This window comes from Acetobacter oryzifermentans (genome assembly GCF_001628715.1).
Lineage (GTDB): Bacteria > Pseudomonadota > Alphaproteobacteria > Acetobacterales > Acetobacteraceae > Acetobacter > Acetobacter oryzifermentans.
The window spans coordinates 1,191,217-1,209,050 of the sequence record NZ_CP011120.1 but is presented as its reverse complement, the minus strand read 5'-3'; the positions used below and the strand labels follow the sequence as shown (position 1 = coordinate 1,209,050).

The 17,834-nt window shown below is 53.2% G+C and carries 21 protein-coding genes; 11 read left to right on the top strand and 10 right to left on the bottom strand.

Features of this window, described 5'->3' with window-relative positions:
• The first annotated feature begins 107 nt into the window (after nt 1-107).
• Entirely contained in the window at nt 108-863 is a 756-nt protein-coding gene (locus WG31_RS05845) for an orotate phosphoribosyltransferase (protein ID WP_012812827.1), read from the top strand.
• A gap of 4 nt (nt 864-867) precedes the next feature.
• Nucleotides 868-1,722: a glutamate racemase gene (locus WG31_RS05840; protein ID WP_063353919.1), complete on the top strand. Its 855-nt coding sequence runs from the start codon at nt 868-870 to the stop codon at nt 1,720-1,722.
• A gap of 35 nt (nt 1,723-1,757) precedes the next feature.
• On the opposite strand, the gene WG31_RS05835 is transcribed toward WG31_RS05840, so the two are convergent.
• Nucleotides 1,758-2,828 (bottom strand): polyprenyl synthetase family protein, encoded by a 1,071-nt coding sequence (locus tag WG31_RS05835; RefSeq protein ID WP_063353918.1) that lies wholly within the window; start codon nt 2,826-2,828, stop codon nt 1,758-1,760.
• Nucleotides 2,829-2,945: 117 nt separating this feature from the next.
• Between WG31_RS05835 and WG31_RS05830 the strand changes: the two genes are divergently transcribed.
• Nucleotides 2,946-3,701, top strand: coding sequence for a tRNA1(Val) (adenine(37)-N6)-methyltransferase (locus tag WG31_RS05830; RefSeq protein ID WP_063353917.1), 756 nt, complete (start codon nt 2,946-2,948; stop codon nt 3,699-3,701).
• A gap of 5 nt (nt 3,702-3,706) precedes the next feature.
• Here WG31_RS05830 and WG31_RS05825 read toward each other — a convergent pair whose 3' ends face one another.
• The 3 genes from WG31_RS05825 to WG31_RS05815 form a co-directional block, all read right to left on the bottom strand.
• Nucleotides 3,707-4,726 (bottom strand): ribonucleotide-diphosphate reductase subunit beta, encoded by a 1,020-nt coding sequence (locus WG31_RS05825; protein ID WP_006115142.1) that lies wholly within the window; start codon nt 4,724-4,726, stop codon nt 3,707-3,709.
• A 73-nt stretch (nt 4,727-4,799) separates the two neighbouring features.
• Nucleotides 4,800-6,731, bottom strand: coding sequence for a ribonucleoside-diphosphate reductase subunit alpha (locus WG31_RS05820; RefSeq protein ID WP_035351500.1), 1,932 nt, complete (start codon nt 6,729-6,731; stop codon nt 4,800-4,802).
• 188 nt (nt 6,732-6,919) lie between these two features.
• On the bottom strand, nt 6,920-7,900 hold the full coding sequence (locus WG31_RS05815) for a Gfo/Idh/MocA family protein (RefSeq protein WP_035351501.1): 981 nt from the start codon (nt 7,898-7,900) through the stop codon (nt 6,920-6,922).
• 234 nt (nt 7,901-8,134) lie between these two features.
• On the opposite strand from WG31_RS05815, the gene secD reads away from it, so the two are divergent.
• Entirely contained in the window at nt 8,135-9,700 is a 1,566-nt protein-coding gene (gene secD / locus WG31_RS05810) for a protein translocase subunit SecD (RefSeq protein ID WP_209439372.1), read from the top strand.
• A 12-nt stretch (nt 9,701-9,712) separates the two neighbouring features.
• Nucleotides 9,713-10,663: a protein translocase subunit SecF gene (secF, locus tag WG31_RS05805; protein ID WP_063353915.1), complete on the top strand. Its 951-nt coding sequence runs from the start codon at nt 9,713-9,715 to the stop codon at nt 10,661-10,663.
• Nucleotides 10,664-10,734: 71 nt separating this feature from the next.
• On the opposite strand, the gene WG31_RS05800 is transcribed toward secF, so the two are convergent.
• The 3 genes from WG31_RS05800 to WG31_RS15705 all read right to left on the bottom strand — a co-directional run bounded on the left by WG31_RS05800 (nt 10,735) and on the right by WG31_RS15705 (nt 11,994).
• Nucleotides 10,735-11,139, bottom strand: coding sequence for a hypothetical protein (locus WG31_RS05800; RefSeq protein ID WP_231621179.1), 405 nt, complete (start codon nt 11,137-11,139; stop codon nt 10,735-10,737).
• An 85-nt stretch (nt 11,140-11,224) separates the two neighbouring features.
• Nucleotides 11,225-11,704: a large conductance mechanosensitive channel protein MscL gene (gene mscL, locus WG31_RS05795; protein WP_006115135.1), complete on the bottom strand. Its 480-nt coding sequence runs from the start codon at nt 11,702-11,704 to the stop codon at nt 11,225-11,227.
• Between the two features lie 140 nt (nt 11,705-11,844).
• The gene (locus tag WG31_RS15705) at nt 11,845-11,994 is read right to left on the bottom strand and encodes a hypothetical protein (RefSeq protein ID WP_162269445.1); all 150 of its coding nucleotides are present in this window, start codon (nt 11,992-11,994) and stop codon (nt 11,845-11,847) included.
• On the opposite strand from WG31_RS15705, the gene rpmE reads away from it, so the two are divergent.
• The 3 genes from rpmE (at nt 11,993) to WG31_RS05780 (ending at nt 13,747) form a co-directional block, all read left to right on the top strand.
• Complete coding sequence (gene rpmE / locus WG31_RS05790; RefSeq protein ID WP_006115134.1) at nt 11,993-12,223, top strand: 50S ribosomal protein L31; 231 nt, start codon at nt 11,993-11,995, stop codon at nt 12,221-12,223. The genes WG31_RS15705 and rpmE overlap by 2 nt on opposite strands.
• A gap of 183 nt (nt 12,224-12,406) precedes the next feature.
• Nucleotides 12,407-12,913, top strand: a complete 507-nt coding sequence (locus WG31_RS05785; RefSeq protein ID WP_035351759.1) for an Hsp20 family protein — start codon at nt 12,407-12,409, stop codon at nt 12,911-12,913.
• A 243-nt stretch (nt 12,914-13,156) separates the two neighbouring features.
• Nucleotides 13,157-13,747 carry a DUF1013 domain-containing protein gene (locus tag WG31_RS05780; RefSeq protein WP_035351508.1) on the top strand — a complete coding sequence of 197 codons (591 nt, stop codon included), beginning with the start codon at nt 13,157-13,159 and terminating at the stop codon, nt 13,745-13,747.
• Between the two features lie 69 nt (nt 13,748-13,816).
• Here the strand turns inward: WG31_RS05780 and WG31_RS05775 are convergent, their stop codons facing one another.
• Entirely contained in the window at nt 13,817-13,981 is a 165-nt protein-coding gene (locus tag WG31_RS05775; RefSeq protein ID WP_080585990.1) for a YdcH family protein, read from the bottom strand.
• A gap of 239 nt (nt 13,982-14,220) precedes the next feature.
• Here WG31_RS05775 and WG31_RS05770 point away from each other — a divergent pair, with 239 nt between their 5' ends.
• Genes WG31_RS05770 through WG31_RS05760 form a run of 3 tightly spaced genes read left to right on the top strand, consistent with a single transcriptional unit; the run spans nt 14,221 to nt 16,198 of the window.
• The gene (locus WG31_RS05770) at nt 14,221-14,427 is read left to right on the top strand and encodes a YdcH family protein (RefSeq protein WP_006115131.1); all 207 of its coding nucleotides are present in this window, start codon (nt 14,221-14,223) and stop codon (nt 14,425-14,427) included.
• 44 nt (nt 14,428-14,471) lie between these two features.
• The gene (gene purE / locus WG31_RS05765) at nt 14,472-15,020 is read left to right on the top strand and encodes a 5-(carboxyamino)imidazole ribonucleotide mutase (protein WP_006115130.1); all 549 of its coding nucleotides are present in this window, start codon (nt 14,472-14,474) and stop codon (nt 15,018-15,020) included.
• On the top strand, nt 15,017-16,198 hold the full coding sequence (locus WG31_RS05760) for a 5-(carboxyamino)imidazole ribonucleotide synthase (protein WP_063353913.1): 1,182 nt from the start codon (nt 15,017-15,019) through the stop codon (nt 16,196-16,198). Before purE ends, WG31_RS05760 begins: the two co-directional genes overlap by 4 nt.
• A 22-nt stretch (nt 16,199-16,220) precedes the next feature.
• Here the strand turns inward: WG31_RS05760 and WG31_RS05755 are convergent, their stop codons facing one another.
• Both WG31_RS05755 and WG31_RS05750 read right to left on the bottom strand, forming a co-directional pair.
• The gene (locus WG31_RS05755) at nt 16,221-16,985 is read right to left on the bottom strand and encodes a JAB domain-containing protein (RefSeq protein ID WP_082823142.1); all 765 of its coding nucleotides are present in this window, start codon (nt 16,983-16,985) and stop codon (nt 16,221-16,223) included.
• Nucleotides 16,982-17,806 (bottom strand): JAB domain-containing protein, encoded by an 825-nt coding sequence (locus tag WG31_RS05750; RefSeq protein ID WP_063353912.1) that lies wholly within the window; start codon nt 17,804-17,806, stop codon nt 16,982-16,984. The genes WG31_RS05755 and WG31_RS05750 overlap by 4 nt, the downstream gene beginning before the upstream one ends.
• Nucleotides 17,807-17,834 lie beyond the last annotated feature (28 nt).

Genomic DNA, 17,834 nt, shown 5'->3' with positions numbered 1-17,834 from the left:
CTGGCATGCATATGCAGGAAAACTGCCATATCAGGCATAGATTTTCCACGCCTGCGGCGTTATTCCAAACATATATAGACAACCGCCAAATTCAAGGACATGCGCACATGACATCACCCTCAGGCGTGGCCTCTGCCCACCCCGCTGAGACCAGCGACTGGGACCGCGACGCGGCCCTGACCACCGCACGCCTGCTGCTGGAAATCAAAGCCGTAAATTTCCGCCCGGAAGATCCGTACACCCTGACTTCTGGCTGGAAATCTCCCGTCTATATTGATTGCCGCCGCATTATCTTTTTCCCCCGTGCCCGTGCCAAAATTATGGAACTTGGGGTAGAAAAAATTGGCCGCCACGTTGGGTATGAAAGCCTGGATGCCGTTGTGGGTGGTGAAACCGCAGGTATTCCGTTTGCCGCATGGATGGCAGACCGCATGATGCTGCCGATGGCTTATGTGCGCAAAAAACCCAAAGGCTTTGGCCGCAACGCCCAGATTGAAGGCGATGTACCTGAAAACATGCGCACCCTGCTGGTAGAAGATCTGACCACCGATGGTGGCTCCAAAGTGCAGTTTGCCAATGCGTTACGTAATGCTGGCGCCATTATCAACCACGCATTTGTTGTGTTCTATTACGGCGTTTTCCCCGGTGCGCAGAACACGCTGGCAGAAATGAACGTATCTTTGCATGCCCTGTGCACGTGGTGGGATGTGCTGGAAGCATGCTCTACACGGCCATACTTCTCTGAAGAAGCTGCATCAGAAGTACGGCGTTTTCTGGAAGATCCTTGCGCTTGGTCTGCTCGCCACGGTGGCGTTGGCACTTTGGAAGAAGCCGCTGCATTTAAAGCCAACAAGGATAAATAAAACGGTGCAGATAGATGGCCCTGCCCTTTTTGGCCCCCGGCATATTCTGGCATTTGATTCCGGAATTGGAGGTTTGGGTATTGTCAGGGCCATTCAAGTGCTGGCGCCAGATGTCTGCATAGATTATTTGGCCGACACCGCCATTTTTCCGTATGGCGAACAGGATGACGATTTTCTTATTGAGCGAATCGTCTCCTTGCTCTCTCAGGCTATTCGGCGGCTTCAGCCTCAGGCTGTGGTGGTGGCCTGCAATACGGCCAGCACATTGGCGCTGGAAGCCCTGCGGGCCGCATGGCCAGATATGCCCTTTGTAGGATGTGTTCCGCCCATACGCTGGGCTGCGCGTATCACCCAAACCAAGGTTATCGGGTTGCTGGCCACACGCGCTACCGTGCGGCGGCCATACCTTTCTCGGCTCCATGCGCTTTACGCGCCAGAATGCACACTTATTGCCCATGCTGCCCCCGGCTTAGCTGGATGTGCGGAATTAGCCTTCCGTGGACAGGATGTGCCTGATTCTACGATTTTACGAGAAATAGAAGGGCTGTTTATTCACCCGGATTCTAACAGACTGGATGCTGTAGGCCTTGGCTGCACACATTATACCTTTGTGCTGAACCGTCTGCGTGCGCTCTCTCCACCCGGCCTGACGTGGCTAGACCCTGCGCCAGCCGTAGCGCGGCATACCTGCAACCTGCTGGCTCATTTACCACAGAAAACCCACGCACACCCCTGCGCATGGTTTACGGCCCTACCTGATACCCAGAACGATCAAGCCCTGCTCACACACTTAAAACCTTACGGGTTCAGTGCCGTGACATTATGGGAAGATATTAATGAGGTAGAAGCCAGCTATTAACCCGTAATAGCCAGCCCCCCAATACACAGATGCTCTTAACGCTCGCGGCTGGCAGAATAGCTGGCCGTTTCCAGCAGCAGGTTTTTCAATGTGTCATCTGGGAACATAGAAAGATTTTCACGTGCTTTAGCCGCGTAATCTTCTGCACATTTTAAGGTAATCCCAATTGCATTTGTTTCTGCAATACGACTCAACGCGGCTTCCAGATCTCCGGGGTGCTGATCACATTCCTCAATCACCCGGCGCCAGAAAATACGGTCTTCCTCATTCCCGGCTTCGTAAGCTGCCAGAACAGGCAGGGTGACTTTTCCTTCACGGAAATCATCCCCCACTTCCTTACCCAGTGTGGCCTGATCTGCCGCATAATCCAGCGCATCATCAACAAGCTGGAAAGCCATGCCCAAATTGGCACCATACATGCGCAATGCTTCACGCTGTTCTGGCGTAGCTTCACCAATGACAGCGCCAGATTCGCACGCAGCAGCAAACAGCGCTGCTGTTTTGCCGTAGATAACCTGCAAATACTGATCTACCGATGTGGAAAGATCATTCTGCGTGGTCATCTGCATGACCTCACCTTCCGCCAGCGTGGCAGAAGCCGCAGACAGAATCGCCATAACACCCAGCGAGGCATCGGCTGTTAGAATCTGGAAAGACCGCGCAAACAGGAAGTCCCCCACCAGCACAGAAGCCTTGTTGCCAAAAATGGCATTGGCGCTTGCCAGCCCACGGCGAAGCTGGCTGTCATCCACCACATCATCATGCAGCAGCGTGGCTGTGTGAATGAATTCTACACACGCGGCAATTTCTACATGCCGCATGCGCCCATCCTGATTATTGTAGCCGCACATTCTGGCCGCAGCCAGAGTAAGCAAGGGCCGCAGCCGCTTTCCGCCAGCCGCCACTAAATGGGCCGCAAGCTGCGGTATAAGTGCCACGGGGCTTTGCATACGGTCTACAATGACCTGATTGCAGGCAAGCATGTCCGACGCAAGATAATCGGCCAGCGCTTTCAGGCCTGCTTCTCCTGGTTTACTCACTGAAACTCCAGATCCATCCTGGCTTGTGGTTCTGCCTGTTTCTGACAGACTGATTGCAACACCCAAACGTTTTATCCCCCAGCCATGGGATGAGTTGACGTTCTTCTATATGCGAGGCACCTGAAAAACGGTCAAGCGCCTACGAATTCAAGCCAGCCAGACACATAGCTCCCATCGGAAACCATGCCAGCTCGTTTTGCCATTACTCCCGGAACGCTTTTGCGTGGCCGTATCTCCTATAGCCAGTTTCTGCAAGGCTATCGCACCGGGTTGGAACCCGTGCTTATGGCTGCCGCTGTACCGGCCCGTAAAGGCCAGCATGTGCTGGAAATTGGCTGTGGCGCTGGAGCCGGGCTGCTTTGCCTGCTCCACCGCGCGCCCACCCTTCAGGGCACGGGCGTGGAAAAAGAAAGTGATACAGCAACTCTGGCCCAGCAAAACATGGTCGCCAACCATCAGCAGAATATCAGGATTCTGAATGCCACATTTCCCGATGTTTTTCTGGAAGATAACCCGCTGCCCGAACAATATTTTGACCACTGCATGGCGAATCCACCGTGGCATGCCCCTTTAGGCACAGCCTCGGCGCACCCGCGTCGTGATCTGGCCCGGCGGATGGGGGCAGATACCTTACCCACATGGATTGCAGGCGCAGCCCGAATCCTGCGCCATAAAGGCAGCCTTACGCTTGCTTTACCCGCAGCATTAGCAGACCAAGCCATTTTCTGCCTGAGCAAATCCGGATTTGGGGGTGTTACGCTTTATCCGTTCTGGCCAAAGGCCGGGCGAGAATCGCGCATTGTCTTGGTGCAGGCCCGCAAAGGCGTTAAAAGCCCAGCCCGTGTTTTGGCTGGGCTGGTGCTGCACGAAGCCGACGGCGCTTTCACGCCATCGGCCCGCACAGTGCTGGAAGAAGGCGCCCCGTTGCCAGGGCTATAAGCTGTTTATTCGAACACAGAGTTTTCAAAAGCCTCTTCCCACGTACCGGCTGTGGAAGCACGGCTGTATTCTGTGGAGCGGTTTTCAAAGAAGTTGGTGTGTTCTACGGCATTCAACATATCATCCAACCACGGCAGCGGGTTGGTTGTGGTGTTGTAAATTGGCTCCAGCCCAAGCTGAGTAAGGCGACGGTCTGCAATAAAGTGGATGTAGGTTTTCACCTGCTCCGCATTCAGCCCTTCTACAGCACCCATTTCAAAGGCCAGATCAATAAAGGCCTCCTCATGCTCTACAATGGTGCGGCAGATATCTGTTAGTTCTGTGCGTAGCTGCTCTGTCCACAGCTCAGGATTTTCCTGAATGAACACGCGGAACAACCGGATAATAGACAGGCAGTGCAGTGTTTCATCACGCACAGACCATGAAACAATCTGCCCCATGCCCTTAAGTTTGTTGAAGCGCGGGAAGTTTAGCAGAATGGCAAAAGAGGCAAAAAGCTGAAGCCCTTCCGTAAAGGCCCCAAAAGCTGCCAGCGTTTTGGCGATTTCATGCTTGCTGTCCACCGTGAACGTTTGCATGTAATCGTATTTATCCTTCATTTCCTTATACTTAAGGAAAGCGGAATACTCGGTTTCGGGCATGCCGAGTGTATCCAGAAGGTAGCTGTACGCTGCAATATGGATGGTTTCGATGTTAGAGAAAGCTGAAAGCATCATCAGCACTTCCGTGGGTTTAAACACACGGCTGTAGTGCTTCATATAGCAGTTATTCACTTCCACATCGGACTGGGTGAAGAAGCGGAAAATCTGCGTCACCAGATGCTGTTCACCTTCGTTCAGAACGCGGTGCCAGTCTTTTACATCATCGGCCAGAGGCACTTCTTCTGGCAGCCAGTGCAGCCGCTGCTGCGTCAGCCACGCATCATACGCCCATGGGTAGCGGAACGGCTTGTAAACCGGGTTGGCTGTCAGCAGGTCAAACTTCTGTTCCTGCTGCGGCTCCTGACCAGACATATGCTCGCTCATGCTGCCTCCCTTAACGGCAACACGCAGGATGCCGTCATATTTCTTTTATAAACAAATTGTTAGTAGCCAATGCTTACTGACAGGCCAAGCATTCTTCGTAGTCATTCCCGCTTGATGCAGAACCTGACGATGCTTGGGATGAATCCACATTCATCACATCATTCTTGGCCAGAACATTGCTCACTGTATCTGCACGCTGGATAGACAGGCTGCGGCAATAATACAAAGATTTCAGGCCCTTTTTCCAAGCCATGTAGTGGATCTGGTGCAGATCCCGCTTATGCACATCGGCCGGAAGGAACAGATTGACGGACTGTGCCTGACAGATAAACGGCTGGCGATCTGCCGCATGCTCCACGATCCAACGCTGATCCAGTTCGAACGCGGTTTTGAACACGTCCTTTTCCTGCTGGGTCAAAAAATCCAGATGCTGCACGCTGCCTTTGCTGGTGGTAATGGAAGACCACACCTCCGGCGTATCCTGCCCTTTTTCCTCCAGCAGCTTCTGCAAATGCCGGTTACGTACGGTAAAGGAGCCGGAAAGCGTTTTCTGCAAGAACACATTGGCCGCAATTGGCTCAATGCCAGGGCTGGCGTTCCCCGCAATAATGGAAATGGACGCCGTAGGCGCAATAGCCATCTTGTTAGAAAAGCGTTCCATAACGCCGTATTCTTCAGCATCCGGGCATGGGCCGCGCAGTTCCGCCAACTTGCGGGATGCTGCATCTGCCTGCTCACGAATATGCTTGAAAATCTTACGGTTCCAGACCTTTGCTATCACACTTTCAAACGGCACATTGCGGCTTTGCAGGAAGGTGTGGAAGCCCATAACACCAAGCCCAACAGAGCGTTCACGCATGGCCGCATATTTGGCGCGGTGCATATCTTCTGGCGCACGGTCTATAAAGTCCTGCAGCACATTATCAAGGAACAGCATCACGTCCTCAATAAACTGCGGGTTATCCTTCCACTCATCCCATGTTTCCAGATTCAGGGAAGAAAGACAGCATACAGCCGTACGTGCCTTACCGTGATGATCGATCCCGGTTGGCAGCGTAATTTCGGAACACAGGTTGGAGGTTTTGACTTCTAGCCCAGCTAACTTGTGGTGTTCCGGACGCGCATTGTTCACATGGTCGGAGTAAACAATGTAGGGCTCACCTTGCTCCATGCGGGCCGTAAGAATACGTATCCACAACCCACGGGCAGAAATCTTACGGATAACACTGCTATCTTTAGGGGAGATCAGCGCCCATTCATCATCGCTTTCCACAGCCCGCATAAAGGCGTCTGACACCAGCACACCATGATGCAGGTTCAGCGCCTTACGGTTGGGATCTCCCCCAGTGGGGCGACGCAGTTCGATAAATTCTTCAATTTCTGGGTGCCAGACGGGCAGATACACCGCAGCAGACCCGCGGCGCAAAGAGCCCTGAGAAATAGCCAGTGTGAGGCTATCCATCACGCGGATAAACGGAATAACGCCGGATGTTTTGCCATTGCGGCCAACATTTTCACCAATGGAGCGCAGATTACCCCAATAGGAACCAATGCCGCCGCCCTTACTGGCCAGCCAGACGTTCTCATTCCACAGATCAACAATGCCCTTCAGGCTATCGCTGGCTTCGTTCAGAAAGCACGAAATAGGCAGCCCGCGTGATGTTCCGCCGTTAGACAGAACGGGCGTTGCTGGCATGAACCAGTGCTTACTGATGTAATCATAAATGCGCTGGGCATGGGCTGCATCTGCCCCGTAATACGAGGCCACACGGCCAAACAGATCCTGATACCCTTCATCCGGCAAAAGGTAACGGTTATCCAGCGTGGCCTTGCCAAAAGGTGTGAGCAACGCATCACGAGAGCGATCTACCCGCACTTGGTGGTGGCCGGGCAACTGCACCATATCTTCCATCTTGCCAGCGTTGAACAGATCGGGTTCCCCGGCTTCTGCCCCCCCGGACGAGGAACGACGAATGTCATTTTCCTGTACGTCAATCAGGGTCATGGCTGGGTTACTCCGCTATTTTCTGCGTCAATTTTGGGGTCGGATGGGGGGCTTTGCCTCCGCACCATATCTCGTGCTTGTGCTCTATCTTGCCCCCTATATCTAGTGAATTTTTGCACAGAAAGCCAGAAAAAGGGGCTTGAAATTTTGAAAGTGGCGGTTTTCTCCCGCTTCTGTGGGGTGCTTTTTTATTCGGCCTGAATCAGTCCGGAAAGCTCCATCCGGCGGCGAGATTCGGCAATACCATCTGCCACGGCCAGAGCTGCCGCCAGAGCGCGCCGACCGGCATTTGCGTCCACCACCACAGGGGCACCATCCAGACACGCAGCAACAAAAGCTTCGTGTTCAGCCATAAGCGAATCATGCTCTTTCCACGTGATGTGCTCGCGCCGGAATCCGCCTGTACCCGGTAAGGGAAGGCCCCGATCACGGCCAATCATTGTCAGTTCCCGTTTTACAAAATCGGCGGACAAGTAGCCTTCCTCAGAAAACAGGCGCATGCGCCGTTCCGTTTTTAGCGAGATGCGGCTGGCGGTTATGGTGGCCACACAGCCGTTTTCAAACCGCACACGCGCATTGGCAATATCTTCATGAGCAGAGCTTACCGCCGCACCCAAGGCATCCACCTGCGCAATAGGGCTATCTACAATAGCCAGAACCAGATCCAAATCATGGATCATCAGATCCAGAATAACGGATACATCCGTGCCGCGCGGCTTGTAGGGGGCAATGCGTGTGGCCTCTATATAAAGAGGGCGGGTGATACGCTGGGTAATGGCATCGTGCTCGGCAGAATAACGCAGCAGGTGCCCAACCTGACAGACCAGCCCGCTTTCATGCGCCAGAGTAACCAGAAAATCTGCCTGTTCCAGCGTGGCGGCTATGGGCTTTTCCACCAACACATGCTTGCCCGCACGCAGCGCTTGCACTGCCAGTTCAAAATGAAATTCTGCTGGAGCAGCCACAACCACGGCATCACACGCTGCCAGTAGGGTATCAACATCCTGCATAACGGGGCATCCGGCTTCTTTTGCTACCAAGGCCGCGCGCTTGTTATCGGGATCAAACAGCCCCACCAGCGTTTCCCGCGCAACATGGCGCACTTTCAAGGCATGAAAACGTCCGAAATGTCCGGCTCCAATTACGCCAACCTTAAGTGTTTCAGCCATGAAATCCGCCTTCTTTTTGTGCCCTACAAGACTGCATGCAGGCGTAGCACCCCCGTAGCCGAATGCAAGCGCCCTCAACAACAGGCAGCCTTGCCGCAAACTGATGCAGTTTGGCCACGTACATCTTGGTGTGGCGGCCATACAACAGGTATGAAACGCGAATAATGCAGCACAACGGTTGCATCCCGCCTGCCGGGGCGGCATGTTCCCGGCAAGAAAACTGCAAGCGATCAGGTGAGAATGTATTACAGCCGCCTCAAACTGGCCTCGGTGCTGGGCGTGTGCCTGTTGGGCCTGCTGCTGTGCCTACCCAACGGTATGCGCAAGCCTTTCCCTTCCATACCATGGCGTCAAATCCATCTGGGGTTAGATTTGCGGGGCGGGTCTTACCTGCTGATGCAGGTTGACCTTAAAAGCCTCACGCACGACAGGCTCCAGACCTTGGTAGAAAACACGCGTGATGCCCTGCTGAAATCTCAGCTCGGTTATCAGAACATCAACGTGAATGCCGACAAAAACACCGTCTCCTTCCAACCGCGTGATACGGCTGAAGCAGATAGGGATGTTGCTACGCTGGACAAGCTACCCCGCGTTGTGCCCAATGAATTCAGCGTTAAAAAGCAGGATGACGGCACAATCGCTCTGGTGCTTTCTGCAGATGCCATTAAGGCCCGCGCGCGGGAGGCTGTGACACAGTCTATCGAGATTGTGCGTCGGCGTATTGATGGCACGGGCGCGGTTGACCCCGAAATCACCCGTCAGGGCGATGATCGGATTGTGGTAGAGCTGCCCGGCATCAGTGATCCAGAACGGATTAAAGCGCTGCTTGGCACCACGGCCAAAATGACCTTCCGGCTGGTAGATTCTAACCCGCTGCATGCCACCTATGCCCCCCCGGGTGTGAGCCTTGTGCCCATGGCTAACCCGGCGGAAGGCGGCCCCCTGCCAGTTTTTGACCATGTGGATGTGGATGGCACAGACCTGACCAACGCAGGCGCAGTGATTGACCAGCAAACAGGCGAGTGGGCTGTCAGCTTCTCATTCGATTCAGTGGGCACGCGCGCTTTCTCATCTGTTACGCAAACCAATGTTGGCAAACGCTTCGCCATTGTTCTGGATAACAAGGTGATTGAAGCCCCCGTTATCCGCACCCCCATTACGGGCGGTAACGGGCAGATTACGGGCGGATTTGATGCCCAGAAAGCCACGGATCTGGCACTTATGCTCCGCGCTGGCGCACTGCCCGCACCCTTAAGCGTGGTGGAACAGCGCAGCATCGGGCCATCTCTTGGGGCCGATTCCATTCGGGCCGGTATTCTCAGCCTTGGCGTTGGCTTCCTGCTGGTTGTGGTTTTTATGGTGCTGTTTTATGGCCGCTTTGGCTGGTACGCAGATATCGCCCTGCTGGCCAACCTTGTGCTGATGGTTGCCATTCTCTCTCTGTTCGAAGCCACACTTACACTGCCGGGTATGGCGGGTATGCTGCTGACCTTGGGTATGGCGGTGGACGCCAATATTCTGATTAACGAACGCATACGTGAAGAAGTAGCCCGTGGCCGCACCCCTTTGGCTGCCATGCAAACCGGGTTTGAACGCGCCACCTCCACCATTGTAGATAGTAATGCCACGGCCTTTTTGGCCCATGTCATGCTGTTTGTATTTGGCACCGGGCCGGTGCGTGGCTTTGCGCTAACCATTACCATTGGTATTGCCACCACGCTGTTCACCACCCTGCTGCTTTCCCGCATGCTTATGGCCCGCTGGTATGCGCGTACGCGCCCTGCCAGCCTGCCTGTCTGAAGCGAGGCCATTATGTTCGGACGTCCTCTTCTGCGTTTTGTGCGCAAAGACACGCATATCAACTTCATGCGTGGCCGGTACATGGGGCTTATTGTCTCGGCCGTGCTTTCCATTGCCTCTATTATTCTGTTCTTCCACCCCGGCCTTACGCTGGGGCTGGATTTTAGAGGTGGCATTGTGGTGGAAGCCAAAACCAGCGGCCCGGCAGATTTTGCCAAGCTGCGTACGGCGCTGGCGGCACAGCATATCTCCCACGCATCGCTACAGGCATTTGGCGCACCCGATGATGTGTTGATCCGCCTAGATGCCGGAGATGACCAGAATACAGATGCTGTGGTGGACACTGTGCGCCGCGCGGTTACAGATGCACAGCCCGGCACCACCATTTTGCGGGCTGATGCGGTTGGCGCTTCTGTTTCGGCCGAGCTGTTCCGCAATGGTATGCTGGCCCTTGGGCTCAGCTTGGCCATGATTCTGGTTTACATCTGGTTCCGCTTTGAGTGGGAATTTGCCCTTAGCGCCGTGATCACGCTGGTTCTGGACCTGACCAAAACCATGGGCTTTCTGGTTATCACGGGTTTTGAATTTGACCTTGTGATGGTGGCCGCCATTCTGACCATTCTGGGCTATTCCACCAATGATAAGGTGGTGGTGTATGACCGCGTGCGTGAAAACCTGCGCAAATATCGCACCATGCCCCTGATGGAACTGATCAACCTTTCCATTAACGAAACGCTGAATCGTACTTTGGGCACATCCTCCACCGTGTTTTTGGCAGCTCTTCCGCTGGCGCTATGGGGCGGCGCTACGCTTTCCGGTTTTGCATGGACCATGTTGTTCGGCATTGTGGTGGGTACTTCCTCCTCCATCTTCATTGCAGCGCCGCTGCTGCTGTTTATGGGAGAAGGCAGACTAAAACGTGGTGCCAAGGCTGGCCCAGCCCCGGCGCAGCAGAAAAGCTGATACGCTTTTCCTTGCAACAATAAGCCAACAAAAACGGAGCGGGTTATGCACCCTGCTCCGTTTTTTTATGTCTAGCGCATGAAACCGGATGTTGGTGGTGGTGGTAAAAGAATGGCGCCAGACAATGCAGGAGAAAGAGGCTGCGTGGGTTGTTCCACCGCGCCAATAAAATCTTCCACCTTCTGGCCTGCCTTCCGCAGCCTGCGCCGGGTTGGTTTATCCCGAAACGCCAGAATAGCCAAAAGCGCGTTTCTGTCTGTTGTAATAATATTGAAGACTTGGGCAGGTGGCAGATCTTCTGTCATTATCCGCCCGCGCGCCATACCATTGGCTATGACGTAACTGTACAGCAATGTGCGCGGTGTTTCCTGCACCTTCAGCCCGCGTGAGCTTTGGCACCCTGCCAGCCCTAAAATGGCCAGAACACCTATTGCTGAACGAAAAAAAACCGGAAAGCCGGATCGGGAGCGCTTCATATAAGAAGCATATCCCATATCCCACTTTCCGGGAACAGATCACACAGCTACCATTTTAAGCCAATGGTGGCGGGCATAAGGCGTATTAGCCCTGATGCGGTGCCTGATCTTTATTGTTGGCTGCCAGTTCATCACGAATCTGCTCAAGTAGAACTTCGGTTTTGGATGGCGGCGGCGGTGCCTTGGGTTCTTCATCTTCACGCACATGCAAGCGTGTCAGGGCTTTAACCATCCAGAAAATAGCCATGGCTACAATCAGGAACTGGATAACGGCGTTCAGGAACAAGCCAAGGTTCAGTGTAACAGCACCTGCTTTCTGGGCTTCTGCCAGAGTTGCCAGATGCGGGCCCTTAAGCGTGATGAACAGGTTGGAAAAATCAATCCCGCCGATAAGCAGACCAATCAATGGGTTGAAGATGTCTTTTACCAGGCTGTTCACAATGGATGTAAACGCAGCACCAATAATAACACCAACAGCCAGATCAACAACGTTGCCGCGCATGATGAACGCCCGGAACTCGCCCACCCAACCTGGGGCATGGACGTGAGATTTAAGGTCAGCCATACAAAAATTCCTGTTTAATACTGAAAAATCCGCCCAGAGGTAGCCGTTTTACTGCTTTTTCCTCAAGCCCCTGTATCAAGATTGACACATTTTTCTTAATATTTAAGGTATTCTGTAACACAAATGCTGCACAAACGCTGTTATTTGCCCTTTATATGCTTCACTTCATTATCATGCCCAACAAGGCAAATGAACGGTTGATCCAGCATACGCATTTCGTTTATATGCACGGCAATCTTGGCCCGGTCGGTATCGGGCCCTTTCTGCTGTAACGAAAGAACCAGTTTCATGAAACCCGGCATTCACCCCGATTATCACGAAATCAATGTTGTCATGACTGACGGCACGGAATTCAAGACGAACTCCTGCTATGGTAAGGCTGGCGACACGCTCCGTCTGGACGTTGACCCCAAGTCTCACCCAGCTTGGACAGGCGTGCAGCGTATGCTGGATACCGGGGGCCAGGTTGCCAAGTTCAACAAGCGTTTTGCTGGTATTGGCACCCGCAAAAAAGGCTGATTTTTCAGTTCTTTGCGTATGCAGAAAAGCCCCGCCTCTTGAAAAAGAGCGCGGGGCTTTCCACGTTCAGGGGTAAGGAAATGCCCGCATATGGGGTTTCCGCCAAAAAACGCTGCCGGGCACGATTGCCTTCGGGGGTCTTGGCAAAACCGGCAGAACCTTGCTGAACGAGGAGGTTCTTACATGAGTTACGATTTTACACCGCTATTTCGCACGGCAATTGGCTTTGACCGCCTTGCACAGGTTATGGATTCTGCGGCCCGCTCACCGGGCAACTCCAGCTTTCCGCCCTACGATATCGCCAAAACGGGAAGTGATAGCTACACACTTACCATGGCCATAGCTGGCTTTGGGCCGGAAGATATAGAACTGGTGGTGCAGGATAACACGCTTGTTGTATCTGGCCGCGTTAATGCTCCGCAGGATGAAGGAGAAATCCTGCACCGAGGCATTGCCCGCCGTGCGTTTGAACGCCGCTTTGCACTGGCGGACCATGTTGAAGTAACAGGCGCAGAAATGAATAACGGGCTTTTGCGCATTACGGTGCAGCAGATTATTCCTGAAGCGCTTAAGCCGCGCCGTATTCCTGTTAAAACTGTCAGCACCACGCCAGAAGAACGTGCCGTTACAACCGAGCAGAAAAATCAGGTATCGCAGCAACCTCAGCAATCTATTGCCACAGCCGCCTGATTGCTGAAGTTTTACCAATACATTCCATATAGGCCCAGCAAGGGGGAAACTGCGGTTTCCCCCTTATTTAATGTGTAGAATATTGGGCCGTTATGTGTATTGCGGCTTGACCTGAAGCTGCCACTCCCCCCATATCGTGGCACAGATGCGCGCCGGCAGGCACGCAGGCCTGCGGAACACGTTCCGGGCCGTCAAGTTCCCGGTGCCTGCGCAAGCGCCGCCCGACGACAGGAATACAAAAACATGACGACCCTACCGTTAATGCCCAAAGCAACTGCTGTGTGGCTGATTGAAAAAACTGCTCTCAGTTTTGAACAGATTGCCGCTTTTTGCGGTATGCACCCGCTGGAAGTGCAGGCCATTGCTGATGGCGAAGTGGCACATGGTATTGTCGGGTATGATCCGGTTGCGAATCACCAGCTCAAGCAGGAAGAAATCCAGCGTTGTGAAAAAGACCCCAACGCACGGCTGAAAATTCTACCTTCTAACAACCCTGTGCGCCGTCGCTCCAAGGGGGCGCGTTATACGCCTGTTGCTAAACGTCATGATCGTCCGGATGGCATTGCATTCCTGCTGCGCAACTATCCGCAACTGAGCGATCAGCAGGTTGTTAAGCTGCTTGGCACTACCAAAGATACCATTGCCAAAGTGCGCAACAAGCAGCATTGGAACACCCCCAACATCAAACCGCGTGATCCGGTAACCGTGGGGCTGTGCAGCCAAACAGATCTGAACGCTGCCGTGCACGAAGCCAATATGCGTCTGGAACGTGATGGGCAGGAAATTCCTGCACCCGTAACAGATATGGAAAGCTTTAGCTCTTCCGAAAACTAATGGAATGATGCCTTGAGGCAGAAGATCGTTCTTTCTGCCTCAGAAGCATTTAAGCTGCCAAATACGGCGTTAAACCGAAAGGCGCTCTATTTCTTCCTTTATTCGTAGCTTTTGTAATTTTAAGCACATCAGCACGCGCTCGTCTGGTCTGGGGCGTCCACCTTCGCTCATAATTTTCTGATCAATACGGAAATGGCGCGATTTAAGACTCTCGATCCTTGAAAGGCGTGTCATTTGGGTGCCTCCACTCGATTGATGACCCACAAACGCTAACGTACCGAGGATAAGAAAGTTCATGTTAATTTCATATATCACGCCCTGCTGGCATGCGGGCTGAGCATAGAAGTTTTTTTGTAATCCTGGCTGGCGTCCGGCTCTTACATGGTAAACACTGCTTCGGGCATGCTATTCACTCTGCGGGCCGCCAGACCCGGCGCACGATTCCGCATCAGTGGTGAAGGAGACAGGACATCATGCTGCGAGATCGCGATTTACTGCTTGCCCAACTGCATGAACTGCGTAGTGAACACAGAGATCTGGATACAGTTATCAGCCGGATGGGGCATGAAACCACCTTTATTGATCAACTATATCTCCAGCGGCTTAAAAAGCGTAAACTCCTGTTAAAAGATCAGATCACCAAGGTTGAAAGCCTTCTGATCCCTGATGATATCGCCTAAACCACCCCGTTACAGACTTTAGAAAACCCGGATAGATACCTACCGTGAGCGAAACCGCCCCCCTGCCCTCCGCTTCCGATGCTTTAGATGACAAAGCAGCCTCTGCCCCAGTTGTGGGGATTATCATGGGCAGCCAGTCAGATTGGGAAACCATGCGCCATGCGGATGGATTGCTGACCGAGCTGGAAATCCCGCATGAAACCCTAATTGTTTCAGCACATCGCACACCAGATCGGCTGGCTGATTACGCACGCACAGCAGCCGAACGCGGGCTAAACGTCATTATTGCTGGTGCTGGCGGGGCTGCGCATCTGCCGGGTATGTGCGCGGCATGGACACGCCTGCCCGTTTTAGGTGTTCCGGTAGAATCCCGCGCACTTAAAGGCATGGACAGCCTGCTTTCTATTGTGCAGATGCCCGGTGGCGTGCCCGTGGGCACTTTGGCTATTGGTGCATCCGGGGCAAAAAATGCAGCCTTGCTGGCAGCCTCCATTCTGGCGCTGCACAATCCGGCCCTTGCTGCGCGGCTTGAAACATGGCGTGCATTGCAAACAGCCTCTGTCCCCAACTCCCCCATTACCGAAGATAAATGACCTTCTCACATTCTCCGCTTAAGCCCAATGCCGTTATCGGCATTGTGGGCGGTGGCCAGCTTGGCCGTATGTCTGCCATTGCAGCTGCACGCCTTGGGTTTCGCACACATATTCTGACAACCGAGGCCAATGGCCCGGCGGCTCAGGTTTCTCACGCTGTAACATGCGGCAAGTATGATGATCCGGTAGCACTGGATGCATTTGCCAGCGCGGTTGATGTTGTAACTTTTGAGTTTGAAAACATCAGTGCAGATGCGTTGGACCTTTTGGCCACACACTGTCCTGTGCATCCTTCGGGCCATATTTTGCGCATCAGCCAAGATAGACTGGCTGAAAAAACTTTTTTTGCTTCTGCTGGCATCCCATTAGCACCGTGGCACGCGGTCACAGACCTAAAAACCCTACATGAAGCCGCAGAAAAAGTTTGCTTACCGCTGATTCTCAAAACTACCCGCAATGGATATGATGGCAAAGGCCAGCGCCGCGTGCACCATATCCATGATCTGGAAGATGCTTTTAACGCCTTGGCACCACATCCTCTGGTTGCAGAAGGTATGGTAGATTTTGCCTGCGAAATTAGCGTTATGGTGGTGCGCAGTGCCGATGGTACGGTGCGGTGTTTTGATCCAGCGCTCAACCGGCACTGGAATGGTATTCTAGACCTTACACTAGCTCCGGCCCCTATTGATCCAAACATTGCCGCGGAGGCCGTAAAACTGGCCACCACTATTGCAGAAAAACTGGAATTGGTTGGCATTCTGGGCGTTGAGATGTTTGTTGATCGCACCGGCAACCTGTTGGTGAACGAAATGGCCCCCCGCCCCCATAATTCGGGCCACTGGACCATGAACGCCTGCCCACAGGATCAGTTTGACATGCACATCCGTGCAGTTGCGGGGCTGCCTTTACCCCATGCTGTGCGCCATTCTGATGCCATCATGAAAAATCTGGTTGGGCCGGAAGATATGGCTCTGTTGCCACAAATTATGGCTACTCAAGGCTTTATTCCGCACTTATACGGCAAGAAAGAAGCCCGCGTTGGCCGTAAAATGGGGCATGTGAATATTCTGTTCCCCTACGGCGCACTTCCCGGCAATTTGGGTATTCAGGATGCTTTGGGGCCACTGGCCACCAAAACCGCTGCCCCGGAACCAAAAGAAGACACAGCCGCCAGTTAAGACACTGCGTGAAGCAGGATATTTACAGAAGCCCTGCTTCACGCATGCTCAACAGCTTTTCTCCGGCAACAATAATATGATCCCATACGTGGATATTCATAATTTTTGCTGCACCACAAATTTGCGTTGTCATCACCACATCATCGGCTGAAGGCGTTGGGTCTCCGCTTGGGTGATTATGCACCAACACCAGAATAGTAGCTTTGAGCTGCAAGGCGCGTGATACAATTTCCCGCGGGTAAACAGGCGTATGATCCACCGTGCCCTGCCCCATAACATCATCAACCAGAAGCTGGTGCTTTTCATTTAGAAACAATACGCGCACCTGTTCGCGCTTTTCAGGCCCCATAACAGCCCGTAAATACGCATAAAGCTGTGTGCTATCAGCCAGTATGCCAGAACGGCGTAATCTTGCGCGTTGGATACGCAACCCAGTTTCACGCGCCAACATCAGCAAAACGCGTGCAGCCTCTGGCAATGCCTTTATGCTTTTACTTGGCTCCTGCCAGCTTATAGCTGCCATTACTGCGGATAGGTTTCCATATTCATGTAATAAGTTCTGCGCCTGTTCCTGTGCTTTAGCATTACGCGGCTGTGCCTGTACTATAAGCCTGCATAGCAGAGAAAAATCCGTTTCTTCCGCCCCAGAAGCTTCTGGCACTGTGCCGCCATAAATTTCGGCTGGAAACGCAATAGCTTCCGCAGTTGAAACATTCAGCCGAAAATGCGTGGCATCAGCAAATTGACTTGTCGCTTTTTTTTCGGGTTTTGTAGGTGGGCGCGTCAAAATTTCGGCCCTGCGTGGTGGTTAAAGCTACGCCATTCACCCCACCCAATGGTAATATGATCATGCACCTCCACCGCCAACAATGGGGCGCTACGCTGCAATTCCCTTACAAAAGGCGCATTTTGCGCAAGGCTTTGATCCAGCGTTTGATTTTCTGCCACCAAATCCACAGTTACCAACGCACAGGCATGCAAAGCCAATGCACGTTGCAAAACCAACGCCACAGCCTGCCGAATACAGGCCATAGCCTCATGGCTGCTGCCTTCATGCAAAAACGCTGGCACCGTTTCATCGGCAATTAACTGGTTGCGGCTATCCAGAAACAAGGCACGCACCTGCCCTCTGGGGGCATTTGCCAGATAAACATCTGCATATTCTAAAATACTGTCCCAGTTGCCCAAAAACTGGCGTGATTCCTCACCACTCTCTGGCAACCGGTCTGCCACGCAGGCCACATCTTGCAATACTGCGACACTTGCCCGTGTAACACCACTGATCTGGCGCAGATTTTCTTCTCCTGCTTCCAGCACAGCCTGCAAAGTACCAAACGTATTGATAAGGCTTTTTGCCAAGGGCTTTGTATCTTTACGTGGAATCCCGACATATAACAGCATTTCCAGCAATTCGTAATCAGCCAAGGAAGCTGCGCCCTGGGCCAACACGCGTTGGCGCATACGTTTGCGATGCCCTGTAGGGCCGGTGCTTTCAAAAACAGGCATGGCACCTTGCGGCGCATTTAAACAACCTTGGGTTGTGTCAGCCTTTACTGCAAAGCTGCTGGGCTTTTTTTGCCTTTTCTGCTCAGCCGACTGTCTCCCCATTCCATTGCTCCGTTTGGCCTGAAGCGCA